Source organism: Shinella sp. SUS2, from assembly GCF_001262505.1.
GTDB lineage: Bacteria > Pseudomonadota > Alphaproteobacteria > Rhizobiales > Rhizobiaceae > Shinella.
Genome location: NZ_KQ410730.1, coordinates 86483 through 112082 on the forward strand (window position 1 = coordinate 86483; position 25600 = coordinate 112082).

The following is a 25600-nucleotide window of genomic DNA, read 5'->3' on the forward strand; positions in this document are numbered from 1 at the left end:
CGCACAATTGACAGTGGCAAGTCACGGCCCAACCGCACTTTTCGCGTTCAGGCACACCGCCGGACGACCAGCACCGTGATGTCGTCGAACTGTGCCGCGCCGCCGGCAAAGGCACGCGCCTTCGCCAGAACGGCACCGGCAAGATCGGCCGAGGAAGCGCCGCGATTGCCGGCGATCTCGGCAAGGATGGCCTCCGTACCGAACTGGGCCTGATCCGCGTTCTGCATGTCCGAAAGACCATCGGAGGTGAGGAACAGGCAGTCGCCCGCAGCAAGGGTCAGCTCATGATCGGCAAAGGTCAGCGCCTCGATGACCCCGAGCGCCGGATCGGGCGGCGTGGAGACCTCCGACACGGCCGCCGCGCCTGTCAGGATGGGATAGACATGCCCGGCATTGCAATAGGCGAGGCGACCGGTCGCAACCTCCAGCAGGGCGAAGAACAGCGTAACGAAGCGGGAATTCGGATTGTTCTTGCAAAGCTCGTCGTTGACGAGGGCGACGATCTCGGAAGGCTGCGGCACCCGGCCGGCTATGGCGTGGAACTGCAGCGTCCCCGCCCGCAGGAGACTGCGCGTGCGCGCCATGAAGAGCGCGGCCGAAGCACCCTTGCCCGCCACATCGCCGATCGCCAGCGCGACGAGGCCCGGCGCGACCTCGAACACGTCGTAGAGATCGCCGCCGATTTCAAGGGCAGGATCGACGCTCGCAAAGATGTCGAGCCTTGCCGGATCGACGGGAAATTCGGTGGGCAGCATGGATTGCTGGCACAGCCAGGCTTCCGCCAGTTCGCGCTCCAGCCGGTCGAGCTGGCGCTGGTTGATGTCGCGCAGGAACTTGCGTTCCAGCACGGCCCTGACGCGGGCAGCAAGCAGCGCGGGATTGAAAGGCTTCGGCAGATAGTCCTCGGCGCCCAGCTCGACGCAACGCACCACCGTCTCGATCTCCGATGCGGCGGAGATCATCACGACGGGCGTCTTCTGAAGCCAGCCTTCGTCACGCATGGCCTGCAGCGCATCGACACCGTTCATGCGCGGCATCATCACGTCGAGCAGCACGAGATCGAAGGGCTCGCTGCGGATCCTGTCGAGCGCCTCGAGGCCGTCGGCCGCCTGGTGCACATCGACGAGACCCTGCCGCCGCAGCCGGCGCGCCAGCACGTCCCTATTGTCCTCGATATCGTCGACGATGAGGATTCTTGCCTGGGAGAAATCCAAAGAGGGCCTCGTGGCTGCGATGCGGATGAAGGGCGGCGCCGGGGCGTCAGGTTACGCCAATCGCGCGGCGTTTCAAGGCGGCGGATGGAATTGCCATACCGTGCCCGGCCTTACCGCCCGTTGATCGAGAGCATGCCCGTCACGGGATCGATCGCCGTGTTGAAGATCACCGCCTCGCTGGAGGAATCGGTTTCCAGAAGCGCGTTGATCTGGAAGCGCAGCACCCGCTCGACCTGGTTTTCCGGCACGACCAGCACGACGGAAAGCTCGCGGAAGCGTGGCTCGAACCGGCGGATGACATCCTCCAGTCCCTTGCGGAACTGTTCCTGCTGGGCGGGCGAGGCGAGGTGCTGGCTTTGCACTTCCGGCAGGCCGTAGGTCAGGATCGACTGGCGCAGCTCCGTCAGCCGCGCGTCCTCCGGCAGGCGGCCCGGCCGGGTGTTGAACAGGATTTCCAGGTCGCGCCGGACCGATTCGTGCAGTTCCTGCATGGCGCGGTCGGCGCTGCGATCGGTCTCGATGCTGTCGCCCTGCAGCAGCCGGTCGAAGAGCGGAAGCCGGGGAGGGGCCTTGTTGGGAAGCCGGGCCATGCGTTCTCCTTTGCCTTACCGCGACCGCATCGCCTGGACTTCAGTGCGCATCCGGAACCCCGAGACGACCTGGTCGAACTGGAAATGCGGCTGGAGATGCAGCACGCAGTTCATGACGCCCGGGCGCCCGCTCACCTCGCTCATCTCCAGCCGCGCCCCGGCCAGCGGATAGCGCGCCTTCAGCTCGGGGCCGGCATCGGTGTTGCCGATCGTGTAGTTGCGCAACCAGTCTTCGAGATACCGTTCGAGGTCCTGCGGCGTCGTATAGGCGCCGACCCGGTCGCGCGCCATGATCTTCACATAATGGGCGAAGCGGCTCATGCACATGACATAGTGCAGCATGGAGGACAGCCGGCCATTGACCTGCATGGGCAGGTCGCCGTCATTCGGGGCGGCATAGAGCGATTGCGCGCCGAGGAAGACGACGGACCGATCGAAATTGCGCGGGGTAAGCGCGATGAAGCCGAGCCCTTCGAGAATCTTCTGCTTCTTGTCGGTAAGCTCCACCTCCAGCGGCCGCCGGTAGGCGATGGCCTCGCCGGTGGAAAAATTTGCCGCCGGCAGATGGTCGACCACACCACCGAGATCGCCCTCCGGACCGCGCGTACCGCACATGTCGGCAAACCAGCCCCAGTCGCGGAAGGCGCGAATGGCGATGACGCCGAAGGCGAAGGCGGCATTGCCCCAGAGCCAGGAATCGACCCCCGCGCCACCCTCGCTGTAGCGGAAGCCGTCCTGGCGGGAGGCGCTGTCGCGGTACCGGTCGCGCAGCAGGACACGCGGCATTGCGATGCCGAGGAAACGGCTGTCCTCGAGGTCGCGCAGCCGGCGCCAGCGATGGTATTCGCCGAGCTGGAAGCCGGCATCGAGACGTTGTGCATAGGAAAGGTCGGCGAAGGTGGTGACGCCGAAGAGCTCCGGCGCGGCACCAAGGATGCAGGGAGAGAAGGCCGCAGCGGCGACCTGCGCAAGCCCGGTGAGCGTGCCGACATCGTCCTGCCCGCCGGGGGCACGGTGGCGCACCGCGTGATCGCACAGAAGCAGACCGTAGGGCACGCCGCCCGGCATGCCGTATTCTTCGCTGTAGACCTTGGCGAACAGCGTGCTCTGGTCGAACTCGATGGCACGGTCGAAGTCCCGCGACAGCTCCGCCCAGGTCGCGTTGAAGAGCTTGACGCGGACCTTGTCGTCGTTGCCGGTTTCCGAAAGCAGGAGATCGACACCGCGCCAGGAGGCTTCCAGCGCCTTGAAATCGGGAGTGTGGATGATGGCGTCGATCTGGTCGCCGAGGAGCGGATCGATCGCCGCGATATCGCGGGTCAGCACCGCGCGCCAGCGGTCGCCGCCCTTGCGCGGGCCGAACCAGAGACGGAGGCATTCGTCAGGGTCCTCGCAGTCGAGGAACCGGTCGAGCGCCGCGGCAGGAGCATCCCCGCCACGGCCCAGGACAGCATCGACGATCCGAAGCCGCAGGCCGGCTTCGCCCGTCGCACCATCGCCGCCGGAGGCGTGTCCCGCAGCGATGGCGTCGTCTTCGTGCATCCGGGCGTCAGCCCATCTGCGGAATGCGGGCGACGAGGCGCATGGAGGCGGTCAGCTCTTCCATCTGCAACCACGGACGCAGGTACGCGACGGCGTTGTAGGCGCCCGGCGAACCCGGGATTTCCTTCACCGTGACCTGGGCTTCGGCCAGCGGATACTGCGCCTTCATCTCGGCGCTCGCATCCGGATTGCCGTTGACGAAGTTGCGGATCCAGTTGTTGAGCCAGGTCTCGCAATCGCTGACCTCAAGGAAGGAGCCGATCTTGTCGCGGCCCATGACCTTGAGATAGTGCGAGAAGCGCGACGTCGCCATGATGTAGGGCAGGCGGGCGGAGATGGCGGCATTGGCCGTCGCATCCGGCTTGTCGTACTTCTTCGGGCGCTGGGTCGTCTGTGCACCGAAGAACACGGCATAGTCGGTGCTCTTATAGTGGCAGAGCGGCAGGAAGCCGAGCTTGGAAAGTTCGGCTTCGCGGCGGTCGGTGATACCGATTTCCGTCGGGCACTGCTGGTCGGCATCGCCGTCGTCGCTGGTGAAGGTGAAGGTCGGAAGGTTCTCCACCTTGCCGCCGCCTTCCGCACCGCGGATGGCCACGCACCAGCCGTACTTGGCGAAGGCCGAGGTCAGGCGTTCACCCAGCGCGTAGGATGCATTCATCCAGGTGAAGTCTTGCGACTGCATCTTGGTGACGACGCCGTTGGCATCGATCGGGGCTTCCTCGAACTTGAACTCCTCGATCTGCTTGCCCTGCGAACCGTAGGGCACGCGGGCGAGCACGCGCGGCATGGTGAGTGTGACGAAGCGGCTGTCGTCGCTGTCACGGAAGCTGCGCCACTTGATGTATTCCGAGCTGTCGAAGATCTTTTCGAGGTCGCGCGGCTTGGAAAGCTCGGTGAAGCTTTCGAGGCCGAACATCTTCGGGCTGGCGGCCGAGATGAAGGGCGCGAAGGACGCAGCGGCAACATTCGACATGCCCTGCAGCACTTCAAGGTCTTCCGTGCCGCTGCCGAATTCGAAGTCGCCGATCAGCGCGCCGTAGGGTTCGCCGCCGGGCGTGCCGAATTCGTTTTCATAGAGCTTCTTGAAGATCTGGCTCTGGTCGAATTCGACGGCCTTGGTGAGGTCCTTGTGCAGCTCCTTCTTCGTCATGTTGAGCATGCGGATTTTCAGCGTCGCGCTGGTTTCCGAGTTCTTGACGAGATAGTTCAGACCGCGCCAGGTGCCTTCCAGCTTCTGGAACTCGTCATTGTGCATGATCGCGGTGAGCTGCTTGGAAAGCTTCTCGTCGATGGCCGCGATCGCCTTGTTGAAGGTCTGCGTCAGGTTCTTGCTGAACGTCACCGTGCCGGAAAGGGCTTCGGAGGTCAGCGTGCGCAGGAGGTCCTGGATCTCGTCGGGCTCGGCGGTCTTGGTGACCTGGATGGCCTGGTCGAGAAGGCTCAGGGAGCCGGTCTCTTCGGCGACAGCGGCGCTGCCGGCTGCTTGGGTCTCGGCGCTCATGCCCTTACTCCTTTTCTGCGCCAAGCTCGCCCGCCAGGGCCGTCAGCTTGTCGGTGTTCTGCAGGACTTCTTCCAGGAGGCTTTCCAGCTCTTCCGAGCGATCGACCTTCGACATCAGGTCGCGCAGCTTGTTGCGCACGGCCAGCAGCTTGCGCAGCGGCTCGACCTGGTCGACGATGGCGCCGGGCTCGAAATCGTCGATCGACTTGAACTTCAGCGCGACCGGCAGCAGGGAATCGTCACCCGCCAGCGTGTTCTCCACCTTGAATTCCGCGCCGGGCGTCATGCGCTGCATGACGTCGTCGAAATTGTCGCGGTCGATCTGGATGAACTTGCGGTCACGCAGCGGCTTCTGCGGCTCGTAGGGCTTGCCCGAAAAGTCGCCGATCACGCCGACGACGAACGGCAGTTCCTTGCGAACCTGCGCGCCTTCCGTCTCCACGTCATAGGTGATGTGAACGCGCGGTGCACGCACTCTCTTCAGTTTCTGTTGAACGCTTTCTGCCATGACGGCCCCCTCTTCAAGCGGTGGATTTTCTGCGACTCGTTATCAATAACCCTGTTCGGCCGGCTCCGGCGGCTTGATGCCCGCCGCCAGCAAGATGCGCTGCAGATGGGACGGGTCCTCGACCAGCTCCAGCAGCAGTTCGGGCAGGCTCATGCGCGCACGCCTGACGGCGTCATCGAGCGTGTACGACATGGGCGAATGGGGCTCCGTCTTGCGGAAATAGGCGGCGATGCGGGACAGTTCCGCCAGCGCCTCCTCACGAGACTGATAGCCTTCGATCTTCCGCACGACGACGGTGGTTTCCCCCGCCGCGCGCACGCCGGCCTCGCCCTCGTCTGCCGGACCGTCGGCGGCGATGTCCTCGCTGCCGGAAGAGTAGTTTGCAACTGCCAGCTTGTCAGCGGCGAAATGGGCGATCGAGCGGGAGATCTCCTCCAGAAGCTCGCGCAGCGCCGAAACGGGCGGGGCATCGACGCCGGCCACCGCGTCGAAGGCCGCCGACATCTCGGCAAGGGCGGCAAGCGCCTCCGCGATCCCGGTCTGGGTTTCGGCGAAGAAGGAGGCGGGCGTATCGGCCACGCTCTCCATGAATTGCTCCATGGTCACCGCGCCGTTGTCGATCCGCTCCTGCCGGCGGTTGGAATCGGTGACCTTGGCAAGGTCCGTCGCCTGCTCGTAGTTCCACAGCGAATAGCTGCCCTGCGAACCGCGGGTGATGGACACGAGGCGGATCGGCTGGATGAGCGTGCCGACCGCGCCGGAGCCGTTGAGGCCGGCGACGGCGGATACTTTTCCTTCCACGCCGTCTTCGTCAAGCTCGGGAAAACACGTCTCCCAGAAACCCGCGACGAGGCCGGTCATCACCTTCAGGCCATCGCGCAGGCCCATGAAACCGTCCTGCCGCAACAGGGCTTCGATCAGCCATGCGGCGATTTCGAGATCCTTGCCATGGGTGCCGAGGATCTCCGCCGCCGTTTCGGCGACCGTATCCCATTCCTCGGGCGGTGCGCCGCCGAGTTCGACAGCGGCCCGCTCGGCCGAGCGGGCGGCGTTACGGGCGTCCTTGGTGCGATAGTAGAGCGAGGTGGGGGAGCTGTCGGAACGCGGATCGGTCCCGGCAGGCGCCTCTTCCGAGATCGGCTGGAGCAGAGCATCGACATCGATAACCTGCGGCAGAGCCATGGGTCTAGATCCTCCCCTCGCGGGCTGATTGCGGAATAGCCGGCGCATGCCGCTTCCGCCGCACTTCAATTGGATACCGCTACACGCGGGGCTGGCAGAGAATGCTTAGCCCCAAATACTTAATTGATCTTGAAGCGAATCTCCCGATTCTGGAGCTTCGCCCCGAGCCTGTTGTTCCACAAACGTCACACGTTTTTGTGAAGCCTGGCTCACGATCCATTCGTTCCTACCGGCCGCTCGCCCGGCAACCAGCCGTTGCCGCCATTGGCAATGCTGACCGCCCGGACGATCGCCGTCTCGAAGCGATCGACGAGCGTCGCCGCATCGCCATTGGTGATCGACAAGAGGATGGACGCCCCCGCGCCGATCGGCCCCAGGCGCGGATCGGCCTCCGCATCCGGCATGCCCTCCGGCGCAAGGCTGCCGCCGGACCAGAACACCGAGAGCGCGGCATAGGCCGCCGCTCCCGTGAACTTCGCCGATTCGGCGCATTCCATGCAAGAGCGGCGACGGGCGTCGCTCGGCTCGTAGACCCAGGCCGCCGTGCGGTCGAGGCACAGCATTTCCAGCTCGGTCGGCACCGGAATGTTGGTTCTGGCCACTACATGCGCCCACCAGATCGCCTCGCGGATGGGCAATGCAAAGGCGACGAACCGCACGGCGTCCCCAATGTTTTCCGCCTCGACGAGCAGCGCGAGGAAGCCTTGCGGTGACAGGTCGGGCAAAAGGAAGGGGCGAGCCTCGGCAGACAGGTCCGCCCGGCTGCAGATCTCCTGCGCCGTCTGGGCCGTCACCTTGCGGAACGCTTCCGTCTGGATCTTCACCGTCTGCCCTTCGTTCTTGCCGGTTCCGGATGGCGGAGCGCCTGCTCCCCGCCGGAGCCGGCCTAGTTGATCTTCACGATGCCGCCCTTGAGGATGGCCATGCCATCGCCCGCGACGTTGACGACCGGTCCCTTGACATCCGTCTTGGCGGAACCCTCGATGGAAAGGGTGACGCCCTTGATGGTGATGCCGGCCTGCGTGATCTCCACCGTGCTGGCGCCGCATTTCAGCGTGATGCCCTGCATCGCCTCGAGCGTGATCTTGCCGGCACTGGCCTTCGTCGTCTGGTTGCCCTTAGACAGCGTCAGGCTGTCATCGCCCATGGTGAGCGCCACGGTACGGCCACCCTTCTTGAGGGTCAGGTCGTCATTGCCGGTGGACAGCGTGACGGTGCGGTTGCCCTTGTCGATGTCGAGTATCTCGTTGCCCGTCTCGATCTTTTCCGTCCGGTTGCCCTTCTTGATCGTCAGGGTCTCGTTGCCCTCGGTGATCTCGGTGGTGCGGTCGTTCTTGATCGTGCGCTTCTGGTCGTGCCCGACATCCAGCGTGTCGTCGTTCTCGACTTCCCGCAGGAAATCCTTCTCCGCATGGAAGGTGATCTTTTCTTCGCCCTTCTTGTCCTCGAAGGAGAGCTCGTTGGCATTCGCCGTCTGGCCGGACTTGCTGCTGCGGGTCAGAAGCCCGCTCTTCGTCATGTTGGCGGGCAGCGCCCAGGGCGGCATGTTGTCGGCATTGTAGACAGCGCCCGTCACCAGCGGCCGGTCCGGATCGCCGTCGAGAAACTGCACCACCACCTCCATGCCGATGCGCGGCACGAAGACGGAGCCCCAGTTGCTGCCGGCGAGCGACTGCGCCACGCGCACGAAGCAGGAGCTCTTCTCGTTCTTCTTGCCGTAGCGGTCCCAATGGAACTGCACGCGGATGCGGCCGTATTTGTCGGTGTGGATCTCATCGCCGGACGGGCCGACGACAAGGGCGGTCTGCGGCCCCTGAACCACGGGCTTCGGCGTCGGCAGCGGATTGCGCGCGATGCGCGTCGCCGGCATGGAGGAGAAACGGTTGCGGTAGTAGGGTTTGACCTCGGTGCCGGGCCGCATGGTGAAATGCGCGCGATCAAGGGCCTCGTGATGCACTTCCGTCAAGACGAGGCGGCGGTTTTCCGCAGAGACGGGATGCCCCTTCAGCGTGAAGGCATGGCCGCTCGTGAAGCTGGCGCAAGTGCCGCCACCGCTCGCCGTCTCGAAACCAGCCTCGGCCGCGTCGATGGCGGCGGCGGCATACCGCTTCAACGTGTCGGCTTTCACAGACGTGCCGGGGAAGCGAAAATGCTCCCATTTCTTGCTCGAGGCGGGCTGCTGGTTCGTCTTGCGTTCGCCCTCGATGTTGTCGGCGGGCTTCTCGAAGTCGTAGTCCTCGATATGCCATTCGGCGTCCGTGAGGCTCGCGCCCGTGTCGAAGGTGTGGATGCTGTCGACCGCCTCTTCCTGCGCCTGGCGGTATTCGACGGTGTCCTGCAGGCAATCGGCATAGGCGGACGCGTTGTCTGCCAGCACCAGCTTGTGCTCGCCGTCCTTGTGCTTGAAGAAATAGAAGATGCCCTCCTCGGAAAGGAGGCGCTGGAAGAAGTCGAAGTCCGTCTCGCCGAACTGGACCCGGTATTCACAGGTCTCGTAGCTGGCGCTCAGCTTCTTCTCGAAGGGCACGTCGCTGTCGCCGAGCAACTGCTCGATGATGGCGACTGCGGTCTTCTCCTGGAAGACCTTGTGATCGGAGGTGCGCTTGAGCAGCCACAGGCTGGGCGAGACGACAAGCGTATAGAGCCGGTATTCGTTGCGCGTGAAGGCACCGGCCGAGAAGGCGGTGACGATGCCGTTGACATAGCGGCGCTTGCCGCCGGGACGCGCCATGGAGAGGGTCACGCTCTTGCCGAGCAGATCCTTCGGATCGATCGAGGCGCGCGTGGAAAGGGCGCTGACGGTGAATTCGAAGAGGCTGGAGATGCCTTCCGTGCCGCGCGCTTCCGTGGCGACGAAGACGTCTTTCCCGAGAGGTGTCTCCAGGGTGATCCAGCGGTCCTCTTGAACTAGGGTCGTCGCCATGGGGTCTTGCTGCCCGAAAGATGCGCGCGAGGCACGCATCGCCGTCTTGTGTCATGGGTCGGAGGCGGCAGGGCCGGACGCTCCGTCGAAGCTCGCGGCGCGACCCCGCCCCTTGCGGTAAGCCGCGCCGCGAAGGCCTGTGGCTGGCGTCAGCCGCTCTTGGTCGTGGACAGGTCGTAGTTGACCGTGACCGGAGTGCCGCCCTTGTTCTTGTCGTCGTAGGGCACGAACTTGAATTCGATCTTGGTGAAGTTGATCGAGAGCGATTCCGTCGGACGGTCACCGCCCGAGGAGACGCTGTAGCCCGAGATGAGCGCGTTGGTCAGCGTGTATTCGACATAGGTGTTGCCCGGGTTGCCCGTGCTGACCAGGTGGATTTCCACCTTCTTGCCGGTGGTGCCCGTCACCGATTCGGTGAACAGCTTCGGCGAGGCGCCGTCGAGCGTCTTGGTGACGACGACTTCACTGATGCTCGGCTCGCTGGCTTCGCGGTTCGTGCTTGCGCCCGCCGGCGTGGAAATGCCGCGGCCGACGCCGAACTGCAGGGACGACACGTCGATCCACTTCTTGTGGGTGTCGTGCGTCGCTTCCCCTTCGATGCCTTCGTATTTAAGGTAGATTGCCATAGTTTGCTCCCTTGGTATCCTGATGGAGATGTCGTCGATGGATCGGGACGATCACGGCCCGCCCCGCATTGGCTTCATTGCGCTGCCACGAATTCCGTCGGCTGTTCCGGCTGCGCGACCGTATCGCCCGAAGGTTGCGCGTGGAATTCGAACTGGCCGTTTTCATCGAGCACGGCCTTCAGTCCGCCGATCTGTCCGCCCTCCGCCATGACGGCGAGAACATGGGACGACAGCCTCGGCAGGAGCCCACGCGAAAGAATGTACTCGATGTTTCGGGCGCCGCTTTCCACTTCCGTGCAGCGGCTGGCGATTTCCTCGACGAGCGTGTCGTCCCAGCTCAGGACCGCGTTGTAGTTTTCCGCGAAACGCTTGCGGATACGGCCGAGCTGCAGGGTGACGATCTGGCGGATGACGTCGTCGGCGAGCGGAAAATAGGGAACCACGGAGCAGCGGCCGAGGAAGGCCGGCTTGAAGCTCTTCAGCAATTCCGGGCGGATCGCCTCCGTCAGCTCGGTCAGGTCCGGCCGCTTGGCGGGGTCCGCATAGAGCTTGTGGATGAGGTCGGTGCCGGCGTTCGAGGTCATGATGATGACCGTGTTCTTGAAGTCGATGTCGCGGCCTTCGCCGTCGCGCAGCATGCCCTTGTCGAACACCTGGTAGAAGACGTCCTGCACGCCGGGATGGGCCTTTTCCATCTCATCGAAGAGGATGACCGAATAGGGCCGCCGGCGCACGGCCTCCGTCAGCACGCCGCCTTCGCCGTAGCCGACATAACCGGGAGGCGAGCCGACGAGCATGGAAACCTTATGCTCTTCCTTGAATTCCGACATGTTGATGACGGTGAGGTTCTGCTCGCCGCCATAGAGCAGGTCGGCAAGCGCCAGCGCCGTCTCGGTCTTGCCGACGCCCGAGGTGCCGACCATCAGGAACACGCCGATCGGCTTTCTCGGATCGAGCAGCTTTGCGCGCGACGTGCGGATGGTTTCGGCAATCGCCTCCAGCGCATGGGACTGGCCGATGACGCGCTCGCGCAGCTTGTCGTTGAGGCCGAGGATCGTCTTGATCTCGTTGGAGACCATACGCCCGACCGGAATGCCGGTCCAGTTGCCGACAACTTCGGCGATCGCCTGGCTATCGACCGTCACCCGCATCAGCGGCGTCTCGCCCTGCAGCGCTTCCAGCTCCCCGGTGAGGACGGAAAGCTCCGCCTTCATCTCCTCGGGGGTCTTCTCGCCCGGCTCTGCTTCGTCCGGCGCCGTCAGCGCGTCGTGCAGCGCGCGGATGCGCGAGACGAGGTCCTGCTCACGCTTCCACTGGTCTTCCAGCTTTTCCAGTTCCTCGGCAACGCGCACGCGCTCCTCTTCGAGGTCCGCGATGCGCCCGGCATGGTCCGCGCCGATCTTCGTTTCACGCGCCAGTACGCCGAGATCGACGTCGATCATGTCCAGCCGGCGGCGGCGGTCCTCGACGGCGGCGGGCACGGCATTGCTGGCGATGGCGACGCGGCCACAGGCCGTGTCGAGCAGGCTCACCGCCTTGTCGGGCAGCTGGCGGCTCGGAATGTAGCGGCGCGACAGCCGGACGGCATCCTCCACGGCCTCGGCAAGGACGCGCACGCCGTGATGGCGTTCCAGCGTCGGAATGAGGCCGCGCATCATGGCGATGGCCGCAACGTCATCCGGCTCCTCCACCTTGACCACCTGGAAGCGGCGGGTCAGCGCGGGATCACGCTCGAAATACTTCTTGTACTCCGCCCAGGTCGTGGCGGCGATGGTGCGCATCTCGCCGCGGGCGAGTGCCGGCTTCAGGAGGTTTGCCGCATCGTTCTGGCCGGCAGCGCCACCGGCGCCGATCAGCGTATGGGCCTCGTCGATGAACATGATGATCGGCTTGGCAGAAGCCTTGACCTCCTCGATCACCTTCTTCAGCCGGTTCTCGAACTCGCCCTTCATACCCGCCCCCGCCTGCAACAGGCCGAGATCGAGCGACAGGAGTTCGACATCCTTGAGGGCAGACGGCACCTCGCCGGCGGCGATCTTCAGCGCAAAACCTTCCACGACCGCCGTCTTGCCGACGCCGGCCTCACCGGTCAGGATCGGGTTGTTCTGGCGGCGGCGGGTGAGGATGTCGACGATCTGGCGCGTCTCGGAATCGCGGCCGAGCACGGGATCGATCTTGCCTTCGCGCGCCCGCGCGGTGAGGTTGATCGTGTACTGGTCGAGCGCCGAACCGCCGGCCGGGCCGGCCGGGGACGAGGCGGAGGCCTCGCCGGAGGCTGCCGTCTTGCCGCTGGCGGCGGCCGACTGGCCGGCCTCGCTGCTGCCCGAGACGATCTTCAGAAGACTGGTCTTCAGCGTTTCCGCATTGATCCGCGCAAAGAGCGGAGAGGCATCGCGCGCCAGTGCGGAGAGGGCGTCGTCGCCGAGCAGGCTGACGATGAGATAGCCGCTGCGGATGGAGCTGTCGCCATATTGCAAGGAGCCGTAGATCCAAGCCTCGCGCACCCATTTGACCACATTGGGGGTGAGGGCCGGCGAGCGGCTGTTGCCGGTCTTCAGCCGGTCGAGCACCTTGGTGAGATCGGCCGCGAGCCGGCCCGTGTCGATCTCGAAATGGCGCAGGATGGCCGCGACGTCGTTGTCCGTCGCCTCCACCAGCTTCGTCAGCCAGTGCTCGATCTCGACATTGTAGTGGGTTCTGGACAGCGTCAGCCCGACAGCACCTTCGAGCGACGAGCGGCAATGTGCATTCAGTCGCCCTACCAGCGATTGCAGATCCACGTTCAGCAAAGCAGCCCCCCAGCTTTTGCCACGCCAAAACCCGGTATAACCGTGCTTCAGCGTAAAAGGATGATTAGAATCAATTCTCGTAAGGCAAAACGATTACCAACTCTAAAACCTAGTACGCGTAAAAGTCTACCGTCGTTTGTTTCTCACCCGGAGAGTGCGGCGTCCACATTCGGGTAGATTGGAAACAACCTTAAGAAACCACTCATTTCGAAGACCAGGCGGATGCGGCTGTTGAGGCCGGCCAGCGCCATGCCGCCGCCTGCCGCGCGGATCTTCTTGGCCGCGGAGAGGAAGGCGGAAAGCCCGGTGCTGCTGATATAGTCGAGATTTGTCAGGTCGATGACGAGGTTGACGTCGCCCCGGTCGATGACCGCGGAAAGATGCCTGTCGAAGACGGGAGAGGTCTGGCTGTCGATCCTGCCGCTGGGAGAAACGACGAGCTTGCCTCCCTGCCGGGCCTCGGCGATGTTCATGATGATATTGACCTCGGGCTTCCTGTTGATCACTCTGGCGCTTCGCCGGGACGGCGTCGGATGCGGGCGATGATTTCAGAAAGTTGCGCGACTTGCCAGAACGTTTTTTGACACTTTTCGGTGTGCCGGCGTGATGCGGGAAGGCCCTGTCTCCGATGCCGCGCTGATCGCGCATCTGCGCGCGTCCCTCTTGCCGCAACGGTTTCCGGTGCGCCGCGAGGCCGAGCTGGAAGGCGGTGCGGGCGATGCGGGCGATGCCGTCTCCTTTTACGACCATCATTGGCCGGCGCCGTCGCTGCTCGCCGCCAGCGCCGTGCGGGTAGCGGGTGGCGACATCGCCGCGGCGCTGCGCGCGGCAGGCATCCGGCAGCTTTTGCGCGCCCTTGTCGCCACCACGACGAGTGCGCAGGAGGCCCTGACGGCCCTGGCGGAGCGGATCGACACGGCCGGCCTCGATATCGGCCTCCTCGTCCTCGACGTCGTCACCGGCACGGCATCGGGGGCGGCCTGCGGCAAGGCATCGGCGGTTCTCGCCCGGTCTGAGCGGGCCGGTACGGCGGTTCTGCAGGCTGGCGACATCGCGTGGCTGACGGCCGGCGACGTCGCCGCTCCTCCGGCCGCGGTCGCCACACCGCTGGACGGCATCGCCGCGCTGGTGCACGAGCGGATCGGCCGAGGCCGCTCCGGCGCGGCCTGTGCGCTGCTCGTCAAGGCACGCGGCCGCCTTGCGCAGGAAGCGGCCTTCTCCCTCGGCAACACCCATGGCGACATCCAGGTCGCGGCGGAGAAGGTGCGGCGCTTCCTGGAGACGCACGGCGCCGGCGAGGCCGATGTCACCGGCATCGACGTGGCACTCGACGAGATCCTTACCAACGTCGTGAACTACGGCTTCGAGGACGGCGGAGCCCACGAAATCGTCCTCGCCCTGTCGATCGCGTCGAACCTGCTGACGATCGAGGTGCAGGACGACGGGCGCCCTTTCGATCCGCTCGGCATTCCCGAGCCCGACCTGGAGGCGGACCTGGAAAGCCGACAGATCGGCGGCCTCGGCATGCATTTCGTGCGCACGCTGCTTGACAGGGTTTCCTACAGCCGCCGTAATGGCTGGAACGTGTTGAAACTGGAAAAACACCTCGTCGCAGAGGCGGAGAAGGCATCGTGAACGCGGCACGCATGGGAGACATGGTCAAGCAGGATGCGCCGCATTGCCATGCGCCGATCCACCCGGCCGCGCTTGTACCGACGCCGGTGCCCCATCCCGCCCTGCCGCTTGCCATCATCGGCGGCCTGCCGACCGTGATGATCGGCAACATGCCCGCCGCAAGGATGACGGACATGACGATCCTCTGCTCGCTGCCCAGCTGCGTGCCCGGTGGACCGGGCATGATCTCCAAGGGCTCCTCCACCGTTCTGATCGGCGGCCTGCCGGCCGCAAGGGTCAACGACCTGACGCTGCACGCCGTCTGCGTCGCGCCGATCCCCAGTCCCGTCGGAAAGATCCTGCCGCCCGGTTGCCCGACCGTGATGATCGGCGGCTGACGTGCGGATTACCCATTTCGAGACGTTGCGGCCGGTCTGTCCGGTTTGCCGGCTGAACGGGCTGGAAGGCCGGCTGAAGCTCACCACGATCGAGGCCGAGACCGGGGAGGACGTTCAGAGCGGCATCCTCTCCTGCGCGCTGTGCGGCTCGGAATTCCCCATCCTCGACGGCATGCCGGTCATCGTGCCGGAGGTACGCCGCTTCGTGCAGGACAACCTCTTCTACCTCATGGCCCGCACCGACCTGACGCCCGCCGTCGAAAGCCTGCTGGGCGACGCCGCGGGGCCTGGCAGCGGTCTCGAATCGATCCGCCAGCACGTCTCCTCCTACGCCTGGGACCATTGGGGAGATCACGATCCCGCCGCCTTCACCCCGGTGCCGGGCGGCGGCGTGCCCGGCGCGGTGTCGCGCAACCTCGCCCAGGCCCTCGACATGCTGGACGGGGACCTGCCGGAGGGCCCCGTGCTCGACATCGGCTGCGCGGCCGGCCGCACCGTGACGGACGCGGCGGAGCGGCTCGGCCGCGACGTGCTCGGCATCGACCTCTCCGTGCCGCTGGCGCGCTGCGGCCGACAGGCGGTGGTCGGCGGCCGCATCGACTACGGCCTGCGCCGCGTCGGCCTCGTGTATGACCGGCGGTCCTACGCCCTCCGCCACCGGGCCGAAGGGCGCGGTGACGTGTGGCTCTGCGATGCGCTCGCGCTGCCGTTTTCCGCCGGCACCTTCGCGCTTGCCATCGGCATGAACGTCGTCGATTGTATGCGCGATCCGCGGGCGGGGCTCATCGAAATCAGCCGCGTGCTTGCCGACCACGGCAGCGCGGTGCTGTCCGTGCCCTTCGACTGGGCGGGTCAGGTGACGCCGGTGGAAGCCTGGCTGGGCGGCCACTCGCAGCGCTCCGGCCATGCCGGCAGCCCGGAGGCCATTCTGGACCTCCTCCTGTCCGACGGGCCGCTTGCCGCCGGTACGCTCCGACGCACCAGGGCCCCTGCCGAAGTGCCTTGGCACGTCCGGTTGCACGATCGCTCCTGCATGTATTATTCCGCTTATCTGGTGGTCGCGCGCAAGACGGTGGGGTAACATCCCCGCGTGCCAGCGATTCCGTGATTCTTTCGGTCAGACGGAAGATTCGGATCGTCAGCGGGGATGGACAATGCGATTGCGACTCGTACTCAAGGGGCCGGAGCGGCTGATGGCCGGTCTGCGGGAGAAGACCGTCGAGACGGGTGCCGTCGTCATCGGGCGCTCGGCCGAGGCCGACTGGGTGCTTGCCGATCCCGAACGCATCGTTTCCAAGCGTCATTGCCGCATCGAACGGCAGGCCGGCGGCTTTCTTCTCACCGACATGTCCACCAACGGCGTCCTGGTCAACGGCGTGCCGCTGGGGCGCGAAGCCTCCCGCATGCTGGTCGACAGGGATGTGCTGACGCTCGGCGATGCCGTCATCGCGATTGCGATCGAGACGGAAGCGCCGCTCGTCGCGGCCAATGCCGGCCAGGCCGTTCCCTCCGCCGGCGCCGACGATCCCTTCGCCGAAGGCCCCTTCGGTTTCGACGACCTTGCCGAGCAGGCCGTGGAGTCCGCCATCTTGCCGGATGCGACGCCGGAGAATGCTAGAGACAAGGTTGCGGTCCTACAGGATTGGTGGATTCCCGATGCGGCAAGCCGGCATGGCGAGCCAAATCCTGTGGATATCTCCGGGGGCATGGGCAATGCCTCGAATGCAAATACCAATGCGGCGGGCGAGACGGTAGCCTCGTCCGATGCGGAAGCGAATCTCGTTGCGGCAGCCGTAGGGCTGGATGCGGCGGCGTTCGCGAGGGCTGTTGAAGCGGCGATGTCGGTCTTGTCTGTGGACGAAAAGCGTAGGTTTGAGGGGCGGTTGCGGGATCTTCTTCGCAAGGAGAAGGCAGGTTGACGACTGGACTCTATCCGGTGCGGTGGTGGCTGGCCGGGTTGCGCGCGGTGCTCGCGCGCCCTTTCGCCTTCCTGTGCCTGGGTCTGGTGGCCTTTTCCCTCGCCGGCTGTGGTGCCTTCGGCGCGAAGAAGCCGCCGCCGACGGAGATCGAGATCAAGCCGGCGCCGGTCGATGCCAGCCTCGACGTCATCGCGGTCGCCTCACCCCTCGTCAATCCGGGGCCGGACGGGCTGCCGCAACCGGTGGTGATGCGGCTCTACCAGCTGAACGGCGAGACGGCATTCGCCAATGCCAGCTTCCGCCAGCTCTGGGAAGCGGATGCCGAAACGCTGGGGCCCACCATGCTGGGCAAGACGGAACTTTATTTCGCACCCGGTGAGGTGCAGCGGGTCAAGGCGAACCTGATCGAGGGAACCACGATTATTGCCGTGGTGGTCGGGTTTCGCAATTTCGAGGAGGCCAAGTGGCGGGCCATGGTCGGGCTCCAGGGGGACAAGAAGTTCAAGCTCAAGGCGGAGCTGAAGACGTTGTCCATCGAACTGGGGCCGCAGGACTGAGCAAGTCGTGGCGTAGCGGCAAGGCCGGTGCGACGCGGGCAGAGCCCGCGCCGCCGGCGTAAGGAAGGGTGTGGATGTCGTTCGATGACAAGGTGATCTGGTCGGAGGGGATGTTTATCCGTGCCCAGCACTTCCAGCAGGAAGCGCGCCATGTCGAGCGCCAGCTGAGAGCCCGGACCAAAGCGCTCGTTCCCTATGGCTGGGGCTTGACCGAGCTGCGCCTCAACCGCGAACTCCTGTCGATCGGCCAGTTCGCCGTCGAGCGCGCGGCCGGCGTGTTTCCCGACGGCACGCCATTCTCCCTGCCCGACGGCGGCGTACGCCTGCCGCCGCTTATGCTCGGCGAGAGCGTCCGCAACGCCGTGATCTACCTCACCCTGCCGCTGACGGAGCCGGGCGGACGCGAGGTGGCGGACGCCGATGCCGAGCTGACCACGCGCTACACGCTCGCCGAGGTCGATGTGGCCGATGCCAACAGCTCCGATCTCTCCGCCGCGCCGATCAATGTCGGCAAGCTGCGCCTGCGCTACGGGCTGGAGACGAGCGACCGCAGCGGCCTCGTCGGCATCGGGCTCGCGCGCATCGTCGAGGTGCGCAGCGACAATTCCGTGGTGCTCGACGAAAGCTACGTGCCGCCGGCGATGGACTGCTCCGTCTCGCCGATCCTCTCCGGCCTTTTGACGGAAATCGTCGGCCTCACCAACCATCGCGGCGAGGCGATCGCCTCGCGCCTTGCCGGCACCAATGTGGGAACGGCCGCCGAAATCACCGACCTGATGATGCTGCAGACGATCAACCGCTGGCAGCCCGTCTTCACCCATATGGCCTCGGCGGCCTTCGTGCATCCCGAGCGGCTGTTCGTGGCGATGATCGGGCTCGCCGGCGAGCTTGCCACCTTCACCGCCGCCGGCCACCGGCCGCGCCCCTTCCCGGTCTACGATCACGAGCGCCTGCAGCTCTCCTTCGCGCCCGTCGCGGCGGCGGTGCGCCAGGCGCTCAACGCCGTTCTGGAGCGCAGCGCCATCACCATCCCGCTCATCGAGCATCGCTACGGCATCCGCGTCGCGGATGTGCCGGACCGCTCGATCTACGGCAAGTATTCCTTCATCCTGGCCGCCAAGGCCGACATGCCGGCCGATGCGCTGGTGCGCCGCCTCGTCGGCCAGATCAAGATCGGCGCAGCCGAGCAGATCACCGAACTCGTCAATGCGGCGCTTCCGGGCGTCATGCTGCGCGCCCTGCCGGTCGCCCCGCGCCAGATCCCCTACCACACGGGGAAAGCCTATTTCGAGCTCGACCGCTCCAGCCCCAACTGGAAGCAGATCGCGGCCGGCACCGGGCTTGCCATCCACGTCGCCGGCGATTTCCCGGCGCTCGAGCTCGACCTTTGGGCCGTGAAGGACTGAGGAGGCGGGCGTGAACGATCCATTTGCCGATTTCCCGAACGCCGACGACACGATCCGCAGGCCGCTGGGCGGCGTTCAGGCACGCCCGGTGTCCGGCTTCGGCCAGGAGAGCCTGCCGCGCGGCGGTTTTTCCGGCGATGGCGGCTTCTTCGCCGCCCGTCCCGTCGCTGGCCAGAAGGACGATCTCGATTTCGGGCTGGATGCCCTGCCGGTCGAGCGCGCGCGCCATCGCGGCGACCCCGCCATCGAAAAGGCCTTCGACCTTGCCGCGGTGAACCCGCTGGTCGGCGCCGCCTCACCGCTGCTCTGGCTTGCCGGCCGGCTCAACGAAAGCGCCGCGCCCGACGACATCGCCGAGTTCCGCCGCCGCGTGCTGGAGGAGATCCGCAATTTCGAGACGGCCGCCATGGCGCGCGACACGCCCGACCGGCTGGTGCGCGTCTCGCGCTATGCGCTGTGCGCCGTCATCGACGACATCATCCTCAACACCCGCTGGGGCGCGACGACCGGCTGGGCGAGCCAGAGCCTCGTCTCCATCCTCTACAACGAGACCTGGGGCGGCGAGCGCTTCTACGACCTGCTCCAGCAGCTCCTGCAGCAGCCCGAGCAGAACATCGACGTGCTGGAGCTGATGGCGATCTGCCTGTCCATCGGCTTCAGCGGCAAGTACCGCGTCATGGACGGCGGGCAGGGGCAGTTCGCGCGGCTCAGGCAGGATCTCTACCGCGTCATCCGCCGGGTACGCGGCCCCTATGAGCGCAATCTCTCCCAGGTCTGGCAAAGTGCCGCCGCGCCGCACCGCGCACCGCGCAGCATGGCCGCGCCCTGGGCGGCGGCGCTCGTGCTGCTGGCGCTGCTCGCCGTCGTCTGGGCCTTCTCGTCCATCAGCCTGCGCTCCAGCATGGAGGAGACCGCGACGCAGATCAGCGCGCTCGTTCCCGCCATTCCGCTTCTCGTCGAGCGCGCCGGCATCCCGACCATCCCGGATCCCGTGCCGCCGGTGCGCAAGACGCAGATCGAGCGCCTGTCGGAGGCGCTTGCCGCCGAGATCGCCGATGGCCGGATCGAGGTGGCGAGCATCGGCGACAAGGTCGCGATCCGCATGCTGAAGGCCTCCTTCCCCTCCGGCGGCACCGACCTGTCACTGGCCGAGGAACCGCTGATCACCAAGATCGGCGACGCGCTGGATGGCGAGAGCGGCGCCATCGTCGTCGTCGGCCATACCGACAACGTGCCCGTCGGCGCGGGAAGCCCGCTCGGCGACAACATGGCGGTTTCGCTCGCCCGGGCGCGCTCGGCGGCGCAGATGCTGCAACGCCATGTCGATGACGCTGCGCGTGTCACCTTCGAGGGCCGCGGCGCCAACGACCCGATCCTGCCGAACACGACGCGGGAGAACCGCGCGCGCAACCGGCGCGTCGAATTCCAGATCCCGGCGGAAAAGACGCCATGAGGCCATGGCTGCTCATCACCTGGTTTCTCGGACTTGCGGCGGCGCTTGCCGCAGGCTGGTTTCTGGCCAAGCAGCCGCCCGTCGACAATCCCGACCTGAAGCTCCTGCTGCCGCTGCTGCCCGTCGTGGTCTGGGCGTTGCTGCCGGTGGTCTTCTCCCGCCTCTTCCTAAAGCGCGGCACGCCCGAGACGCCGGCGCTGCGCGACCTGCGCCGGCAGGTTTCCGCCTTCCTCGCCGATCGCGGCCTCAAGGGTGCGCGCGGGCGCTACTCGGTGCCGTTCTTCCTCGTCGTCGGCCCGGCGGGCAGCGGCAAGACCTGCCTGCTCGAAAGCACCGAGATGCGTCTCGGCATGCCGAAGACGATCGGCCCGGCCAACTGGTGGGTCGGCCCGGAGGCCGTGTTCGTCGAGGCGCAGGTTTCCGAGGATGCCGGCGAACTGTTCCGCCTGCTGCGCGCCGTGCGGCCGAAGCTGCCCGTCAACGGCATCCTCCTCGTCGTCAGTCCGGCGGATCTTGTCCTGGCCGACCAGATCGAGCAGCGCATGACCGCCGAAACCATCGCCACCTGGTTCCGCCAGGCCGACGAGACGCTCGACCAGACGCTTCCGGCCTATGTGCTCCTGTCACGCACCGATCTCGTGCCCGGCTTCCAGGAGATTTTCGAGCGCATCGAGCCGGCCGACCGGGCACAGCCCTGGGGCTTTGCCCTGGCGCATGACAGAAAAGAGACGAAAACCGTCGAGGCGCTGCACGCGGAGATCGACGCCGGCTTCGGCGACATCGTCGAGACCATGCGCCGCCGCCATATCGAACTCCTGTCGAAGGAGGCCGATGCGATCCGCTGCGTGCATATCCACGGTTTTTCCGCGCAGATCGCGGCGATCCAGCGCATCGTCATGCCTGTTGTCGATGCGATGATGCCGATGGGCAACGGCGCCTGGCGGGGCGTTCTCCTGCGCGGCATCTTCATGACCAGCGCGCGCCAGGAGATGCTGTCCATCGACGCCCTGCTGCCGGAACTGTCGCGCCGCTTCGCCATGCCCCGCAGCGGCATGCTGCCGCCCGATCTCGGCGGCGACGAGGAACTGAACCACGGCTATTTCATCAGCGGCGCCGTGAAGAAGGCCATCCTCCCGGAAGCCGGCCTCGTGCTGAAGGAGCGCCAGCGCGCGGCCGCGCCCGCCCTCTACTGGCTGCCGCTCGCCCTTGCCCTCCTCGTCTGTGCGGCCGGCGGCTACGCCCTGTTCTCGACCTTCGACCACGAGATCGGCCTGCGGCGCCAGGTGCAGGAGGCGATCGGCGATGCCGCGCCGCTCACCGGACCCACGCGCCGGGAGGACCTGCCGCGCACGCTTGCCGCGCTGGAGCGGCTCGATGCGGTGAGCCTCGTGCTGGCCGCGCAGAAGCCCGTGCCGCGCTACGCCTTCTGGCTCGACAAGCGCGGCATGCTGAAGGACGGCCTTGCAGAGGCGAAGCGGGCGCTGCACGTCAATGCGCTCGCGCCGCAGGTCGCCGCCTGGCTCGAGGCCGACCTCGTCGAAGACGGGAACGACACGGCAGCACTCAATGCGCTGATCGCCCTGGCTGAAACGGCCGGCGATCCGGCCTCGCCGGCATTGCGCGCATGGCTCGAGAACCGCGCCCCGGCGGTTGCCGGCGGTCATCCCGAAAAATTCGTCGCCGAGGCGCTGGAGGCGATCCGCCAGGCCGGCGGCCTTGCCGTCGACCGCGCCTATGTCGAGGCCGCACGCCGACGCATCGCCTACCGGGAAAGCCTGACGTGAGCGTGGGTGCGCGACTCAGGAAGCGTTTGCGGGTGCTGCGCCGCCCGGGCGTCATCCTGACGCTCGTCGTGCTGTTTCTAGCACTCGTCGTCTGGTTCATCGGCCCGCTCATCGCTTTTGGCGACATGCGCCCGCTGGGATCGTCCAGCGCCCGTCTTGCCATGCTCCTCCTGCTGGCGCTCGTCTGGGGCGGCGTCGGTTTCCTGATGCGCACCAAGCGGTCCAGCGAAGAGGCCGCGCTGCTTGCGGCCCTGCGCAAGCAGGAAGAGGAAGCGACCGCAAAATCCGACAGGGCCACGGCAGAGGCCGAAGCCGAGATATCCGCGTTCCGCGACGCGGCCGGCCGGGCGATGGGCCTGCTCAGGCGGGGCCATGGCGATCTCTTCGTCAGCGCGCGCTACGCACTGCCCTGGTACATGGTGCTCGGCGCCGACGGCGCGGGCAAGACGTCGCTGGTGCGCGCCAGCGGCCTGACGCTGCCGTTCGAGGGCGACGGCACGGTGGAGACCCCTTCCGCCCGTTTCCACATCAGCGACCAGGCACTGCTGGTGGAGTTTTCCGGCCGGCTCACCGGCAGCGAGGAGCCGCAGGCACGCCAGCTCTGGCTCAAGGCGCTGCAGCACATCCGCAGCCTGCGGTCGCGCCAGCCGGTCAACGGCATCCTCGTTGCGATCAGTGTCGACGAGCTGCTGGCCATGCTGCCGGAAGAGGCGGTCGCCTATGCCACGGCCATTCGCCAGCGGCTCGACGAGGCGGTGCAGCGCCTGCGCGCCAACGCGCCGGTCTACATCGTCGTGACGAAGCTCGACCGGATCGTCGGCTTCGAGGAGCTTTTCGAGGACCTGACGACCGAAGAGCGTGCGGCCGCCTTTGGCCTGCCGATCGCGCCGGATCTCGGCGGCGATGCGCGCGGACCGGCAGAAGCCCTCGACAAGGGGTTTGCCGGCCTCGTCGAGCGGATCATGCAGCGCCAGTTCGTCTGCCTGCAGGAAGAGCCCGACGAGATGCGCCGCCACCGGGCCTTCGAGTTTCCCGCACAGTTCGCGCTGCTGCGTGAGCGCATCCAGCCGTTCGTGCAGCAGCTTGCCACCCAGCACCGCTTCGGCACCGCCACGAACATGCGCGGCGTCTTCTTCGTCTCCTGCCGGCAGGACGGCGACAATGTCGATGCGCTGGCCGGCTCGCTCGCGCCGGTCTTCGGGCGCAGCGCGGCGGCGCTGTCGCTGGCACCCGATCCGGGCATGCGGCGCGTGCGGCCCTTCTTCCTCTACGGGCTCTTCCGCAAGGCCATCTTGCCGGAGGCCGATCTTGGCGGGCTGACGCGGCCGGCGCTCGCGGCGGCGCGGTTCAAGGATCTGGCGATCAACGCCGTCCTCTGCCTTGCCGCCTTCGCCGCGCTCGCCTTCTGGTGGTTCGGCTTTTCCGACGGGCGCGCCTATGTCGCCGGCGTCACCGGCCAGACCACCGCGGCCCGCGGCGAGATCGCCGAGGCCGTGCCGGGCGGCACGCTCTCCATGCGCTTCGAGCCGGTCCTGGCGGTGCTCGACCGGCTTGCCGCGCTCAGCGAGGCCGAACCGCGCGGCGCGACCTTCGGCCTCTACAGCCCCGATCCTGTGCAGGGCGAGGCGCGCAAGGCCTATGACAAGGCGCTTGCCAACCTGTTCTTTCCCTTCGTCTGGCAATATCTGCGTCAGGGCCTCGAGAACCCCGCCACACCCGCGGCACTGCGCTTCACCCAGCTGAAGTTCTACCTGATGCTGACCGGCGAGCGTCCGCCGGGCCGCGAGACAGCAGCACTGCTCGGCCCGGACTTTGCCGCCAACTGGATGCTCTACGACCGCAGCGACGCGGTGGACCGGCGCATTGCCGAGCATTTCTCCGAACTCGCGTCCGTTGCGATCCCGGCGCCGGCGGCCGATGTCGCGCTGATCGAGAAGGCGAGGGCGGACATCACCAATTACAGCCTCGCCCGGCTTGCCTACGACCAGGCGCTGACGCTGCCCGACGTTGCGGCGATGGCCATGTGGCGGCCGGTCGACCATATGGGGCTTTCCGGTCCCGAGGCGCTGGCGCGGGTGAGCGGGGCAAGCTTCTTCGACGGTATCGAGGGCATCTACACGAAGAACGGCCTCGGCGTGATGATGCGCGCTTCGGCAGAGGCCGCGAGCACGCTTGCCGACGATCTCTGGGTGATGGGCCGGCCCGATACCGCGCTCGACCGCGAGCGCGAGACCGGCCGCATCCGTGACGGCCTCGCCGATCTCTACCGTGTCACCTACATGAGCCGCTGGGACAGCCTGATCGCCGACCTCGGCATTTCCGGCGAGACCGACGCACGCCGTCTTGCCGATGCGGTGGCCATCGTCGCCGGCAACCCTTCGCCGGCCAAGGAGCTTTTCGTCGCCATCGCCACGGAGGTGGATCTCCAGGACCTGTCGACGACGGCGGCAAGCGCCGTCGAGGCACTGGCGGCCGAGCGGCTTTCGCAGGTGACGAAGACCGTGCGGGCGCCGCGCCGCGTCGTCAACGTGCCGCAATCGGTCAGCGATCATTTCAGGGCCTTCCGTCTCGCGGTCGTGCCGGCGGCGGAGGGACAGCAGTCGCAAGTCGACGACATGCTCGCCGCGCTCGAACCGCTCTATCGCCAGCTGAACCACGTGGCAGCCGGCGGCGACGTGCTGGAGCTCGGCGCCGAACCGCAGACGATCCTCAGCCAGCTCACCGACCGCAACGGCAAGCTCCCGGCAAACCTGCAGCCCTTCTTCGCCCGCATCCTCACCCAGGTGGGCGCGGTGACGGGCGGCAGTTCGCGTGAGCGGCTGAAGGAGATCTGGACCTCGACCATCCTGCCGCTGTGCACCGCCACGACTGTCGGCCGCTACCCCTTCGACCGGGAGAGCATCAACGACGCCTCGCTCGACGACTTTTCCCGGCTGCTCGGTCCGCAAGGCGCGATCGCCGGTTTCCGCGACACCTATCTGAAGCCCTATATCGACCGGACGACGAAGCCCTGGCGCTGGAAAAGCGGCCAGCAATTCGGCCTCGGTTTCCCCGATGAGGTCCTCGCCGCCTTCGAAAAGGCCGACGATATCACAACCGTCTTCTTTGCCGGGCAGGAGAAGCCAAATGTCGACTTCACCGTGGAAGTCGGCAAGCTGGACATGACGGCCCGCGCCTTCCTCATCGATATCGGCGGCAAGGTGGCGAGCTACACGCACGGACCGCCGGCAGGCACGCAATATCTCTGGCCGCCGGAGAACCTGGTGGCGGGCGCATCCATGTCCATGACGCCCGAGGTTGCCGGCCAGCGAAACATCCTGACGGAACAGGGCGCCTGGGCGCTCTTCCGCCTTTTCGACCAGGGCCGCAAGATCGAGAAGAACCCGACGGACGTCGTCACCTACCAGTTCCGCCTCGGCAGCCGCGCCGTCCTGATGCGCCTCACCGCCCCCGCCACGCGCAACCCCTTCGCGCGCGACGTCCTCTCCCCGTTCGCGTGCCCGACGCTATGAGACACCGTCCGCCTTTCCTTGACAGCATGAAACGGAGTGCGCCAATGTCCGCACAACCATCGCGATATGCCCGTTTCCAATC

Annotated in this window: 20 protein-coding genes; 9 read left to right on the top strand and 11 right to left on the bottom strand. The window is 66.4% G+C overall.

The window, feature by feature from the left end:
• Nucleotides 1-47 precede the first annotated feature (47 nt).
• The 11 genes from AKG11_RS14035 to AKG11_RS14085 form a co-directional block, all read right to left on the bottom strand.
• Complete coding sequence (locus AKG11_RS14035) at nucleotides 48-1214, bottom strand: PP2C family protein-serine/threonine phosphatase (protein WP_050744294.1); 1167 nt, start codon at nucleotides 1212-1214, stop codon at nucleotides 48-50.
• Nucleotides 1215-1324: 110 nt separating this feature from the next.
• A complete protein-coding gene (tssE, locus tag AKG11_RS14040) occupies nucleotides 1325-1804 on the bottom strand; it encodes a type VI secretion system baseplate subunit TssE (protein ID WP_023515575.1) in 480 nt (159 codons plus the stop codon).
• Between the two features lie 15 nt (nucleotides 1805-1819).
• Nucleotides 1820-3346, bottom strand: coding sequence for a type VI secretion system contractile sheath large subunit (tssC, locus tag AKG11_RS14045; RefSeq protein ID WP_050744295.1), 1527 nt, complete (start codon nucleotides 3344-3346; stop codon nucleotides 1820-1822).
• A 7-nt stretch (nucleotides 3347-3353) separates the two neighbouring features.
• A complete protein-coding gene (gene tssC, locus AKG11_RS14050; protein WP_023515573.1) occupies nucleotides 3354-4847 on the bottom strand; it encodes a type VI secretion system contractile sheath large subunit in 1494 nt (497 codons plus the stop codon).
• 4 nt (nucleotides 4848-4851) lie between these two features.
• Nucleotides 4852-5355: a type VI secretion system contractile sheath small subunit gene (gene tssB, locus AKG11_RS14055; protein WP_023515572.1), complete on the bottom strand. Its 504-nt coding sequence runs from the start codon at nucleotides 5353-5355 to the stop codon at nucleotides 4852-4854.
• A 42-nt stretch (nucleotides 5356-5397) separates the two neighbouring features.
• On the bottom strand, nucleotides 5398-6537 hold the full coding sequence (gene tssA, locus AKG11_RS14060) for a type VI secretion system protein TssA (protein WP_050744296.1): 1140 nt from the start codon (nucleotides 6535-6537) through the stop codon (nucleotides 5398-5400).
• Nucleotides 6538-6746: 209 nt separating this feature from the next.
• Nucleotides 6747-7361: a DUF6931 family protein gene (locus AKG11_RS14065; protein ID WP_023515570.1), complete on the bottom strand. Its 615-nt coding sequence runs from the start codon at nucleotides 7359-7361 to the stop codon at nucleotides 6747-6749.
• 62 nt (nucleotides 7362-7423) lie between these two features.
• On the bottom strand, nucleotides 7424-9460 hold the full coding sequence (locus AKG11_RS14070) for a type VI secretion system Vgr family protein (RefSeq protein WP_050744297.1): 2037 nt from the start codon (nucleotides 9458-9460) through the stop codon (nucleotides 7424-7426).
• Between the two features lie 149 nt (nucleotides 9461-9609).
• Nucleotides 9610-10086 (bottom strand): Hcp family type VI secretion system effector, encoded by a 477-nt coding sequence (locus tag AKG11_RS14075; protein ID WP_023515568.1) that lies wholly within the window; start codon nucleotides 10084-10086, stop codon nucleotides 9610-9612.
• Nucleotides 10087-10160: 74 nt separating this feature from the next.
• Entirely contained in the window at nucleotides 10161-12866 is a 2706-nt protein-coding gene (tssH, locus tag AKG11_RS14080; RefSeq protein ID WP_245290163.1) for a type VI secretion system ATPase TssH, read from the bottom strand.
• A gap of 152 nt (nucleotides 12867-13018) precedes the next feature.
• On the bottom strand, nucleotides 13019-13381 hold the full coding sequence (locus AKG11_RS14085) for an STAS domain-containing protein (RefSeq protein ID WP_245290162.1): 363 nt from the start codon (nucleotides 13379-13381) through the stop codon (nucleotides 13019-13021).
• A gap of 100 nt (nucleotides 13382-13481) precedes the next feature.
• Between AKG11_RS14085 and AKG11_RS14090 the strand changes: the two genes are divergently transcribed.
• The 9 genes from AKG11_RS14090 (at nucleotide 13482) to tssM (ending at nucleotide 25518) form a co-directional block, all read left to right on the top strand.
• Nucleotides 13482-14510 (top strand): ATP-binding protein, encoded by a 1029-nt coding sequence (locus AKG11_RS14090; protein ID WP_050744298.1) that lies wholly within the window; start codon nucleotides 13482-13484, stop codon nucleotides 14508-14510.
• The gene (locus tag AKG11_RS14095) at nucleotides 14507-14887 is read left to right on the top strand and encodes a PAAR domain-containing protein (RefSeq protein ID WP_023517450.1); all 381 of its coding nucleotides are present in this window, start codon (nucleotides 14507-14509) and stop codon (nucleotides 14885-14887) included. The genes AKG11_RS14090 and AKG11_RS14095 overlap by 4 nt, the downstream gene beginning before the upstream one ends.
• Nucleotide 14888: 1 nt before the next feature.
• The gene (locus AKG11_RS14100; RefSeq protein WP_050744299.1) at nucleotides 14889-15968 is read left to right on the top strand and encodes a class I SAM-dependent methyltransferase; all 1080 of its coding nucleotides are present in this window, start codon (nucleotides 14889-14891) and stop codon (nucleotides 15966-15968) included.
• Between the two features lie 73 nt (nucleotides 15969-16041).
• Complete coding sequence (locus AKG11_RS14105; RefSeq protein ID WP_157255824.1) at nucleotides 16042-16806, top strand: FHA domain-containing protein; 765 nt, start codon at nucleotides 16042-16044, stop codon at nucleotides 16804-16806.
• Nucleotides 16803-17363, top strand: coding sequence for a type VI secretion system lipoprotein TssJ (gene tssJ, locus AKG11_RS14110; RefSeq protein ID WP_023517087.1), 561 nt, complete (start codon nucleotides 16803-16805; stop codon nucleotides 17361-17363). The genes AKG11_RS14105 and tssJ overlap by 4 nt, the downstream gene beginning before the upstream one ends.
• Nucleotides 17364-17437: 74 nt before the next feature.
• Nucleotides 17438-18769 (top strand): type VI secretion system baseplate subunit TssK, encoded by a 1332-nt coding sequence (tssK, locus tag AKG11_RS14115; RefSeq protein ID WP_024270065.1) that lies wholly within the window; start codon nucleotides 17438-17440, stop codon nucleotides 18767-18769.
• A 10-nt stretch (nucleotides 18770-18779) separates the two neighbouring features.
• Entirely contained in the window at nucleotides 18780-20222 is a 1443-nt protein-coding gene (gene icmH / locus AKG11_RS14120; protein WP_023517466.1) for a type IVB secretion system protein IcmH/DotU, read from the top strand.
• Complete coding sequence (locus AKG11_RS14125) at nucleotides 20219-22006, top strand: type VI secretion protein IcmF/TssM N-terminal domain-containing protein (protein ID WP_050744301.1); 1788 nt, start codon at nucleotides 20219-20221, stop codon at nucleotides 22004-22006. Before icmH ends, AKG11_RS14125 begins: the two co-directional genes overlap by 4 nt.
• Entirely contained in the window at nucleotides 22003-25518 is a 3516-nt protein-coding gene (gene tssM, locus AKG11_RS14130; protein WP_157255823.1) for a type VI secretion system membrane subunit TssM, read from the top strand. Before AKG11_RS14125 ends, tssM begins: the two co-directional genes overlap by 4 nt.
• Nucleotides 25519-25600 lie beyond the last annotated feature (82 nt).